Genomic DNA, 10,717 nt, shown 5'->3' with positions numbered 1-10,717 from the left:
CACCGGCAAATTCACCATGGCCGATGTGCTCAGCTTCCGGCTGAAGCAGCGTCCGGTCCGGACCGCGGCGGCCATCAGCACCCTGGCGGTCTCGCTGTTCTATCTGCTCGCGCAGATGGCCGGGGCCGGTGGTCTGGTGGCCTTGCTGCTGGACGTCTCCAGTAAGACCGGCCAGGCCGTGGTGATCGCGGTGGTCGGTGTGCTGATGATCGTGTATGTGCTGGTGGGCGGTATGAAGGGCACCACCTGGGTGCAGATCATCAAGGCCGTCCTGCTCATCGCGGGCGCCGCCATCATGACCGTGATGGTGCTGGCGAAATTCGGGTTCGACGTCTCGGAGATCCTGGGGGGCGCGCAGGCCGCGATCACCGGTTCGGAGAGCGAGAAGGTCGCCGCCCGTGATGTGCTCGCACCCGGAGCCCAGTACGGCGGCAGTGAGATGTCGAAATTGAACTTCGTCTCGCTGGGGCTGGCCCTGGTCCTCGGCACCGCCGGCCTGCCGCATGTGCTGATGCGGTTCTACACCGTGCCGACCGCCAAAGAGGCCCGCCGCTCGGTGGTCTGGGCGATCGCGCTGATCGGTGCCTTCTACCTGTTCACGCTGGTCCTCGGCTACGGCGCGGCCGCCATCGTCGGCCCGGACCGGATTCTCGGCGCGGCCGGCGGGCAGAACTCGGCGGCCCCGCTGCTGGCATTCGAACTGGGCGGGGTGATCCTGCTCGGGATCATCTCCGCGGTCGCGTTCGCGACGATCCTCGCCGTGGTGGCGGGCCTGACCATCACCGCTTCGGCCTCGTTCGCGCACGATATCTACGCCAATGTGATCCGCCGCGGCAAGGTCGACGACGATGCGCAGGTCCGGGTCTCCCGGATCACCGCCGTGGTGATCGGTCTCCTGGCGATCGGGCTGGGCATCCTCGCCAACGGCCAGAACATCGCGTTTCTGGTGGCGCTGGCCTTCGCGGTCGCCGCGTCGGCGAATCTGCCCACGATCCTGTACTCGCTGTTCTGGAAGCGGTTCAACACCAGAGGCGCGCTGTTCAGCATGTACGGCGGACTGATCTCCACCATCGTGCTGATCGTGTTCTCCCCGGCGGTCTCGGGATCGTCCACGGCCATGCTGCCGGACCTGGACTTCGACTGGTTCCCGCTGTCGAACCCGGGCATCGTCTCCATCCCGCTGGCCTTCCTGCTCGGTGTGGTGGGCACCTACCTCGGCGGTAAGGACAGCGAGGATCCGGTCAAGGCCGCGGAAATGGAAGTCCGGTCGCTGACCGGCGTCGGCGCCGAAAAGGCCGTGGTGCACTGAATCCGGAAGTCCGGGCCGGCGTCGCGGCGCCGGCCCGGGCCGGTGCACACGCCGGCCGGTCCCCGCTCTGTGAGGGTGAGCGGGGGCCGGCCGCTGTCGTTCAGGGCCGGATACCGGGCCGGAACTTGGGCACTCGCATACTCACCTTCGTACCCGCGCCGGGCGCGGTATCCACCACCAGGCCGTAGTCGTTGCCGAACGCGGCACGCAGCCGGTCGTCGACATTGGCCAGGCCGATATGCGCGGCCTCCCGTCCGGCGCCGGGCCCGGTGCCCGCCGCGTCCAGTGATCCCGACCGCAGCAGTTCGGGATCCATTCCCGCGCCGTCGTCCTCGACACTGATCACACAGTCGGTGCCCACATCCCGCGCCTCGATGGTCACCGTGCCCCCGCCGGGCGTGCCCGCCAGACCGTGCCGGACCGCGTTCTCCACCAGGGGTTGCAGGGCCAGGAACGGCAGGGTCACCGGCAGCACCTCCGGGGCGATTCGCAGCCGTACCTGCAGGGCGTCACCGAACCGGGCCCGCTCCAGTTCCAGATAGCGCTCGATATTGCGCAGTTCGTCGGCCAGGACCGTGTATTCGCCCGCGGCCCGGAACGAGTACCGGGTGAAATCCGCGAAATCCAGGATGAGTTCGCGGGCCCGGGCCGGATCGGTGCGGACGAACGAAGCGATGGTGCTGAGCGCGTTGTAGATGAAATGCGGGCTGATCTGAGCCCGCAGCGCCCGCACCTCGGCCCGGTCGAGCCGGGACCGCGACGCGTCGAGTTCGGCCAGTTCCAGCTGCCCGCAGGCATACCGGGCGACCTCGGCGAGCGCGCCGAGCGTCCCGGGGCCCGGCCGGGTGCCGGTGACCATGCCGAGCGCCCCCGCCACCACCCCGCTGTCGGTGAGCAGCGGCTGGGCCACCAGGGTGCGGCCCGGCCGCTCCGGATCGGGAACCTGGACGAGCACCGGCCGTTCGCCGGCCAGCGCACGCTCGGCCGCCTCGGTGAACTCGCCGGTCAGGCCCCGGTGCATCCCGTCCCATGCCAAGAGTTCGCCGTCCGGACCGGTCACGCCCAGTCCCTCGGCTCCGATGAGGGCACGTAGATGCGGTGCGGCGTCCAGCGCGGATTCCGGCGTCAGCCCACGGCGCAGTGACCGTGCCGCGAGTGATGCGGTGTGCAGCGCGGCGTGCACCGCGCGTTCGGCGGGCGTCGTGACGAGCCGGCGCGGGCGGGCCCAGACGAGCAGGGCGGCCGCGAGCACGACCGCCGCGCCGGCGGCCGCCAGTACGGCCGCGGTCACGGTGTGCCCGGGGCCGTGCCGCCGCGTGGTCGCCGGTTCACGCCTGCACCACCTGCACCGTCCCACCTGCTCGTATCGGCCCACCATCGTGGTGGGCCCGGCCCCGTCCGCGAACAGCTCGCCGGCCCGGGCCGGTCATCGTCTCACGCTTCCCGCGGCAACCGCCATTGCCGCGGGAAACCTTCTCCGGAGGCGATAACCGGCCCGGGCCGGCGACCCGGTGCGGGCCGAGGGCCGGAGCGGCCGGTCGGACGGGCGGGACGCGCCGTACCGGACGGATCGGCGCCGTGCCCGTTATCGGAGGGATCGCGGAGTGCCGGCGCTCACCCCTGGTACTTGGTCACGGTGAAGTCCACCGATCCGGGCTCGGGGATATGGGCGGCGCCGACGGTGACGGTCGCGGTGAACCGGCCGATACCGGGCTGGAACAGGGCCGAGCGGCCGTCGTTCATCCAGTGGCCGGGCCCGTTCGCGGTCTTGGTGACCGCTCCGGTGGCCCCGGTGTCCAGATTGCGCCAGTTCAGGGTGACCGGCAGGTTGCACGAGCCGACGCCGAACATGATGGTCGAGACCGTGAACGCGGCGTGCTCGGGATAGGCGTCGCCGGTGACCGAGGCGTCGAGCTGGGCGACGCAGGGCCCCTCGGCGAGCGAGTAGACCGTATCGAAGGAACCACCGTCGGTCGCGGCGGCCGGAGCCGACGTGGCAGTGAGCGCCGCCACCGCCAGCGCCGCGGCGGCGGCCGGCAGGGTGAGCACCGTCCGTGCTGTCATCGTTCACCTCGCTGGGTCGATCGGGCACTGTGCGGGTCGATCGTCGGACGCGCCGCCGGGTCTCCGGCGGAGAAGCGGTGCGGCGCATCCTCGTACGTGACGCGGACCGACCCTACCAGTGCCGGGCGACACCGGTGATCGAATCGGTGTGCGGATACCGGACACCCCGGCCGACACGCCCGGGTCGCGAGGCGCGCCGCACCGCCGCCGATGCTGTCGGTGGGTTCCCATAAACTCGCTACACCAACCCCCGCCGAGCCATTGGGAGGAAGGACAGATCTTGGCCCCCTCGTCCGGATTCGTTCATCTGCACAACCACACCGAGTACTCCATGCTCGATGGGGCAGCCAAGATCTCCCCGCTGTTCGCCGAGGCGGACCGGCTCGGGATGACCGCGGTCGGCATGACGGACCACGGCAACATGTACGGCGCCTCCGAGTTCTACAACTCGGCGAAGAAGGCGGGGATCAAGCCGATCATCGGGATCGAGGCCTATATCGCGCCCGCGTCCCGGTTCGACACCAAGCGGGTGCTGTGGGGGGATCCGAGCCAGAAGAGCGACGACGTCTCCGGTTCCGGCGCGTACACGCATATGACGATGGTCGCGGAGAACGCGACCGGGCTGCGGAACCTGTTCAAGCTCTCCAGCCTGGCCTCGATCGAGGGCCAGCTGGGCAAGTGGGCGCGGATGGACGAGGAGATCATCGCCGCGCACGCCGAGGGCATCATCGCCACCACCGGCTGCCCGTCCGGCGAGGTGCAGACCCGGCTGCGGCTGGGCCACGAGCGCGAGGCGCTGGAGGCGGCGGCCAAGTGGCAGGAGATCTTCGGCCCGGAGAACTTCTTCCTCGAGGTGATGGACCACGGTCTCTCGATCGAGCGCCGGGTGCGCGAGGGGCTGCTGATGATCAGCAAGCAGCTCGGCATCCCGCCGCTGGCCACCAACGACTGCCACTACGTCACCAAGGACCAGTCCACCAACCACGAGGCGCTGCTCTGCATCCAGACCGGCAAGACGCTCTCGGACCCGACCCGGTTCAAGTTCGACGGCGACGGCTACTACCTCAAGTCGGCCGACGAGATGCGCGCCATCTGGGACGCGGAGGTCCCCGGCGCCTGTGACAACACGGTGCTCATCGGCGAGCGGGTGCAGTCCTACGACGAGGTCTGGCAGCACCGCGACCGGATGCCGGTCTTCCCGGTGCCCGACGGCGAGACCGAGGCCACCTGGCTGCGCAAGGAGGTCGCCCGCGGCCTGGACCAGCGCTTCCCGGACGGGGTGCCGCGCGAGTACGCCGACCGGGCCGACTACGAGATCAGCGTCATTCTGGAGATGGGCTTCCCGGCCTACTTCCTCGTGGTCGGCGACCTGATCAAGCACGCGCGCGAGGTCGGGATCCGGGTCGGCCCCGGTCGCGGCTCGGCGGCCGGTTCGCTGGTCGCCTACGCCCTGCACATCACGAATATCGACCCGATCCCGCACGGCCTGCTCTTCGAGCGTTTCCTGAACCCCGAGCGCGTGTCGATGCCCGATATCGATATCGACTTCGATGATCGCCGCCGCGGTGAGATGGTGCGCTACGCGACCGAGCAGTGGGGCACCGACAAGGTCGCCCAGGTGATCACCTTCGGCACCATCAAGACCAAGGCCGCGATCAAGGACTCGGCGCGGGTGCTGTTCGGCCAGCCCGGCTTCGCCATCGCCGACCAGATCACCAAGGCGCTGCCGCCGCCGATCATGGCGAAGGACATCTCGGTCTCCGGCATCACCGACCCGGACCACGAGCGGTACAAGGAGGCCGCTGAGGTTCGCGAGCTGATCAACACCAACCCGGATATCGCCAAGATCTACGAGACGGCGCGTGGCCTGGAGGGGCTGATCCGTAACGCGGGCGTGCACGCCTGCGCGGTGATCATGTCCTCGGAGCCGCTCACCGACGCCATCCCGGTGTGGCGCCGCGCCCAGGACGGCGCCATCATCACCGGCTGGGACTACCCGTCGTGCGAGGCCATCGGGCTGCTGAAGATGGACTTCCTGGGCCTGCGCAACCTCACGGTGCTCGGCGACGCCATCGACAACGCCAAGCTCAACCGTGGTATCGAGATCGACCTGGACGCTCTGCCGCTGGACGACGAGGCCACCTTCAAACTGCTGCAGCGCGGCGATACCCTCGGCGTATTCCAGCTCGACGGCGGCCCCATGCGCGACCTGCTGCGCCGCATGCAGCCCACCGCGTTCGAGGACATCGTGGCCGTCGGCGCGCTCTATCGCCCCGGCCCGATGGGCATGAACGCGCACAACGATTACGCGGACCGGAAGAACGGGCGGCAGGAGGTCAAGCCGATCCACCCGGAGCTGGCCGAACCGCTGAAGGAGATCCTGGGCGAGACCTACGGCCTGATCGTGTATCAGGAGCAGATCATGCACGTCGCGCAGAAGGTCGCCGGGTACTCGCTCGGCCGCGCCGATATCCTGCGCCGCGCCATGGGCAAGAAGAAGGCCGAGGTGCTGGCAGCGGAGTTCGAGGGCTTCGAGGAGGGCATGCAGGCCAACGGCTACTCCAAGGCCGCCATCAAGGCGCTCTGGGACACCATCCTCCCGTTCGCCGGCTACGCGTTCAACAAATCGCACGCCGCCGCCTACGGCCTGGTCTCCTACTGGACCGCCTACTTCAAGGCGAACTACCCCGCCGAGTACATGGCCGCGCTGCTCACCAGCGTCGGCGACGACAAGGACAAGGCCGCCGTCTACCTCTCGGACTGCCGCAGGCTCGGCGTGCACGTGCTGCCGCCGGATGTGAACGAGTCGGAGCTGAACTTCGCCTCGGTCGGCACCGACGTCCGGTTCGGCCTCGGCGCGGTGCGTAATGTCGGCGCGAACGTGGTGTCCTCGATTCTGCAGGCGCGCAAGGAGAAGTCGAAGTACACCGACTTCTCCGACTACCTGAACAAGATCGATACCGTGGCCTGCACCAAGAAGGTCACCGAGTCCCTGATCAAAGCGGGCGCCTTCGACTCACTCGGGCATCCGCGCAAGGGGCTTTTGCTCGTCCACTCCGACGCCATCGACGCGGTGATGACCACCAAGAAGGCCGAGGCGATCGGGCAGTTCGACCTCTTCGGCGGGACGGACGCCGACGAGTCGATCACCTCGGTGTTCAACGTCTCGGTGCCGGACGACGAGTGGGAGTCCAAGCACCTGCTGGCGCTGGAGCGGGAGATGCTCGGGCTCTATGTCTCCGGGCATCCGCTCAACGGCGTCGAGCACGTACTGGCCGCGCAGGCCGACACCCAGATCCCGGCCATCCTGGAGGGCGATATCAAGGACGGTACCCAGGTCACCGTCGGCGGTATCCTCGCCTCGGTCAACCGCCGGATCAACAAGAACGGCCTGGCATGGGCATCGGCCCAGATCGAGGACCTCACCGGCGGTATCGAGGTGCTGTTCTTCCCGCAGGCCTACTCGGTGTACGGCATGGACGTGGTGGAGGACGCGGTCGTCCTGGTGAAGGCCCGCGTCTCGATGCGCGACGACCGGATCTCGCTCATCGCCAACGATCTCGCCGTACCGGATCTCTCGGCCATCGGAGTGGCGAAACCGCTCGCGGTGACCATCTCCACCCGGATGTGCACCCCCGACAAGATCGGCGAACTGAAGCGGGTGCTCTCCCGCCATCCCGGTACCTCCGATGTACACCTGCGGCATGTGGGCGCCCGGGAGAAGACCACGGTGCTCAAGCTGGCCGACAGTCTGCGGGTGGAACCGTCGTCGGCGCTCATGGGTGATCTGAAGGCGCTACTCGGCCCGGGTTGCCTGGCGAGCTGAGCCGATCACGCTGTTCCGGACGGCAGGCGTCGGGAGTTCATCGCGATGATCGAGCAGAACTCCCGACCGCCGCTGCTCTGTCCGCGGGTTCCTGCCGCAGGTGGCGGCGGCGAGGTGTCGCGCCGAAAATTGCCTGGTGACCAACTACCCCGACGGCCGTGCCGGTATAGACGCGCGATTGGTCGAACAGCTGATCGCTGCCCAGTTTCCGCAGTGGAGCCGATACCCGGTCACACCCGTGGCACACGACGGCCACGACAACCGCACCTATCGCTTGGGTGCAGAGCTGACCGTCCGCCTGCCCACCGCCGCCGCGTACGCGGCAGCTATCGGCAAGGAGAGCCGGTGGCTACCGGAACTGGGCCCCGCTCTGCCGCTGCGGATCCCGGTCATCGTGGCCGAGGGCGCGCCGAGCCCGGGATATCCGATGCCGTGGTCGGTGCGGCGCTGGATTCCCGGCGAGACCGCCGACCGTTCTCGTATCGTCGATACGGTCGGCTTCGCTGTCTCCCTGGCCGAGTTCATCCGGGCACTTCAGCGCTGCGACACCACCGGAGCCCCGGCGGCCGGCGGGCACAGCTTCTACCGCGGCGCCGCCCTGCGCCACTACGACCGGCAGACCCGCCGCTGCCTGTCGGTGCTGGCCGGGAGCATCGATACCGCCGCGGCCGCCGCGGTCTGGGACCGGGCCCTGGCCACCGAATGGGACCGCCGCCCGGTCTGGTTCCACGGCGATCTCGCTCCCGGCAATCTGCTGGTCGTGGATGGAAGTTTGAGCGCGGTCATCGATTTCGGTACGTGTGGGGCAGGGGATCCCGCCTGCGATCTGGTGCCCGCGTGGACGATGCTGTCCGGCGCCGGCCGCACCGCGTTCCGCGCGACCGTGGGCCATGACGGCGGCACCTGGGACCGGGCCCGCGGCTGGGCGCTCTGGAAGGCGTTGATCACACTCGCCGACGATCCCACGGATCAGCGTGCCCGATCATTGATCGCGGATATCCTCGCCGCGGAGATCTGAACGGCCGAAGGGGAGACCGTGCTCGCGTTCCGGTTCCGCGCGATCGGCTCTGCCTCGGTGACCGATATCGGGCTCCGCCTCAGTGACCGACCGCGACTCCGAGGTACTGGGTATCGATGAAGGCCGGTCCGACGTCGCCCTTGAACACCTCCAGGTCGCGGATGCCGAATCCCGAGGATTCGAGCAGGGCGCGGATATCGCGGTTCAGATGGCAGCCCCCGGCGATCCGTTGCTGGATCGGGTCGAGGCGGTGCTGCCAGCGCTGGACCTTCGGGTCCGGCGCCAGGCCGTGTTCGACGAAGTGCAGGGCGGCGCCCGGTACGAGGACCCGGCGGACCTCGGCGAGAGCGGCGGCGATATCGGGGATGGTGCACATGGTCCAGGTGGACAGCGCCGAGTCGAAACTGTTGTCCGGGAACGGCAGGGCCTGCCCGTCCAGGCCCGCGCGCTCGATCGGCACCTTCGCCGCGGCGAGCCGGCGGGCGGCGAGTTTCCAGCCCAGGTCGGCGGGTTCCACCGCGCTCACCGCGGTGACGGCGGCCGGGTAGAACGGCACGTTGAGGCCGGACCCGAAACCCAGTTCCACGACCCGTCCCGAGAGCCCGGAGCAGACGCGCTCACGCAGCGGATCGTTGGCCTTCACGCCGCAGGCCGTATTCACCAGCCGCGGCACGAAATGATCGCGGTAGATTCCCACGCCCTCCACTCTGGCACTGCCGGCCGGTGAAAGCCATGGGCGACACACGGATCGGTTATACGACGCGAGAAATGGATATTCTGTGTCCGAGTCAGGGAGGTTGCCATGCCCATCAAATATCGTCAGCGCAAGTCCTACGGTCCGCTGAAGCTCAACTTCACCCAGTCGGGCCTGTCCTCGTGGAGTATCAAGATCGGCCCGTGGTCGTGGAACTCGCGGACCAAGAAGAACAGTGTCGATCTGCCCGGCCCGCTGAGCTGGCGGCAGCGCTGAGTTCAGATCGGCCGTAGTTCGATCACCACACCGCCCTGCTGCCAGGTCTGGTAGAGGTCGGCCTGTTCGGGCTCGCCCGCGGCATCGAAGCCGATCCCGTTGTAACCGGCATTGGTCCGGTTGTCGCGGGCGATGATCGCGAACAGGCGCATCACCTCGTCTTCGCCGGTGTGCACGAGCGGATCGAACCGCTCGGGTCCCGCGCCGCGGGTGATCGTCAGGGGCGTGCCCGGTTTCAGGTTCCTCACCCACGGGCGCAATGCCGTACCGATCAGCAGCGCGGACCCGTGCGGGGTGTAGGCGACCGGAATCCGATAGGTGCGCCCGGATTTCCGGCCGACCACCTGCAGCGTCATCAGCCGTTTGCCCACCACCGCGGACAGGCCCGGTACTCGAAGCAGCGTGCGGACGATCGAATTGGTGAGACCCTGCGTACGTCCCGGGGATCGCGGACCATCGGTGGTCGGTGTGCCGTAGGGATTGGGCGCCTTCGCGTCGTCGCTCATACAACCCAGTATCGGCCGCCGCGGACACGATCGGAACCGGCCGCGCGGGAACGGTGGACGGCGGGATGAACGGCTACAGTGGCGGCGTGGTCAATGCCGACTATGCGCCCGGTGATGTCGTCTACTTTCCCGCGGGGCCGTTCCGGGAGATCTGCGCAGTGGTCCGGGAAGTGGACACCGGCCGGGCCCGGCTACGGATCGACTTCGACGAGGGGCTGGTGCATCGTGAGGGCGGCGTGCTGCGTGCCCGCCGGCACAGCCTGACCGTCGGATTCGACGAGGTCGAACTCATCTAGCCCGGAACCGGGCGGGTCCGCCGCGGCCGGTGGCACCGCCCTCACAGGACCTGGTCGAGGAATTTGCGCAGCCGGGGTGTCTCCGCGTCGTCGAAGAGGGCGGCCGGCTCCCCGGACTCCACCACCACTCCGGCGTCCATGAACACGACGTGGTCGGAGACGCTGCGCGCGAAACCCATCTCATGGGTCACCACGATCATCGACATACCGCCGGCGGCCAGTTCGGACATCAGTCCGAGTACGCCTTTGACCAGTTCCGGGTCGAGAGCGGAGGTGGCCTCGTCGAAGAACATGATGTCCGGCTTCATCGCCAGCGCCCGCGCGATCGCCACCCGCTGCTGCTGTCCGCCGGACAGGTTCGCGGGCCGCGAATCGGCGCGGCCGGCCAGCCCGACCACCTCGAGCTGTTCGAGGGCAAGGGCGCGGGCCTCGTCCTTGGACAGGCCGCGCAGTTTCCGTGGGCCGAGCGCGACATTGTCGGCGACGGTGCGATGCGGGAACAGGTTGAACTGCTGGAACACCATGCCGATGCGCTGGCGCAGCCGGTCGGGGTTCTCGGTGAGTACCGATTCGCCGTCGAGGAGAATATCGCCGGAATCGGGTTCGCGCAGCCGGTTCAGAACCCGCAGCAGAGTGGATTTACCCGAGCCCGACGGCCCGATGACCGTGGTCGTCTTCCCGGCGTCGACATGGATGTCCACGCCACGCAGCACCTGGTTGCGGCCCAG

The 10,717-nt window shown here is 68.6% G+C and carries 10 protein-coding genes; 5 read left to right on the top strand and 5 right to left on the bottom strand.

Translation table 11 applies throughout. The features are described 5' to 3' along the window. A partial coding sequence (locus ACWDU1_RS22380; protein WP_450001196.1) for a solute symporter family protein occupies positions 1-1,309 on the top strand: 1,309 nt, incomplete at its 5' end. 100 nt (positions 1,310-1,409) lie between these two features. On the opposite strand, the gene ACWDU1_RS22375 is transcribed toward ACWDU1_RS22380, so the two are convergent. Together ACWDU1_RS22375 and ACWDU1_RS22370 are read right to left on the bottom strand one after the other, a co-directional pair. Further along, the gene (locus ACWDU1_RS22375) at positions 1,410-2,600 is read right to left on the bottom strand and encodes a sensor histidine kinase (RefSeq protein WP_450001194.1); all 1,191 of its coding nucleotides are present in this window, start codon (positions 2,598-2,600) and stop codon (positions 1,410-1,412) included. Between the two features lie 323 nt (positions 2,601-2,923). Beyond that, a complete protein-coding gene (locus tag ACWDU1_RS22370; protein ID WP_450001192.1) occupies positions 2,924-3,373 on the bottom strand; it encodes a hypothetical protein in 450 nt (149 codons plus the stop codon). Between the two features lie 280 nt (positions 3,374-3,653). Between ACWDU1_RS22370 and dnaE the strand changes: the two genes are divergently transcribed. Together dnaE and ACWDU1_RS22360 are read left to right on the top strand one after the other, a co-directional pair. Beyond that, on the top strand, positions 3,654-7,199 hold the full coding sequence (dnaE, locus tag ACWDU1_RS22365) for a DNA polymerase III subunit alpha (RefSeq protein WP_450001190.1): 3,546 nt from the start codon (positions 3,654-3,656) through the stop codon (positions 7,197-7,199). A gap of 136 nt (positions 7,200-7,335) precedes the next feature. Beyond that, positions 7,336-8,217, top strand: a complete 882-nt coding sequence (locus ACWDU1_RS22360; RefSeq protein WP_450001188.1) for an aminoglycoside phosphotransferase family protein — start codon at positions 7,336-7,338, stop codon at positions 8,215-8,217. 79 nt (positions 8,218-8,296) lie between these two features. Here the strand turns inward: ACWDU1_RS22360 and ACWDU1_RS22355 are convergent, their stop codons facing one another. Further along, a complete protein-coding gene (locus ACWDU1_RS22355) occupies positions 8,297-8,914 on the bottom strand; it encodes a class I SAM-dependent methyltransferase (protein WP_450001186.1) in 618 nt (205 codons plus the stop codon). Between the two features lie 105 nt (positions 8,915-9,019). On the opposite strand from ACWDU1_RS22355, the gene ACWDU1_RS22350 reads away from it, so the two are divergent. Beyond that, positions 9,020-9,187, top strand: coding sequence for a DUF4236 domain-containing protein (locus tag ACWDU1_RS22350; RefSeq protein WP_450001184.1), 168 nt, complete (start codon positions 9,020-9,022; stop codon positions 9,185-9,187). Positions 9,188-9,189: 2 nt separating this feature from the next. Here the strand turns inward: ACWDU1_RS22350 and ACWDU1_RS22345 are convergent, their stop codons facing one another. Next, positions 9,190-9,693 (bottom strand): hypothetical protein, encoded by a 504-nt coding sequence (locus ACWDU1_RS22345; RefSeq protein WP_450001183.1) that lies wholly within the window; start codon positions 9,691-9,693, stop codon positions 9,190-9,192. A 65-nt stretch (positions 9,694-9,758) separates the two neighbouring features. Between ACWDU1_RS22345 and ACWDU1_RS22340 the strand changes: the two genes are divergently transcribed. After that, positions 9,759-9,989: a hypothetical protein gene (locus ACWDU1_RS22340; RefSeq protein WP_450001181.1), complete on the top strand. Its 231-nt coding sequence runs from the start codon at positions 9,759-9,761 to the stop codon at positions 9,987-9,989. A gap of 41 nt (positions 9,990-10,030) precedes the next feature. Here the strand turns inward: ACWDU1_RS22340 and ACWDU1_RS22335 are convergent, their stop codons facing one another. Beyond that, complete coding sequence (locus ACWDU1_RS22335; protein WP_450001179.1) at positions 10,031-10,717, bottom strand: amino acid ABC transporter ATP-binding protein; 687 nt, start codon at positions 10,715-10,717, stop codon at positions 10,031-10,033.

The organism is Nocardia sp. NPDC003345, from assembly GCF_053589395.1.
Note: the sequence above shows the minus strand (reverse complement) of the source record. Positions and strands in the feature narration are given on the sequence as shown.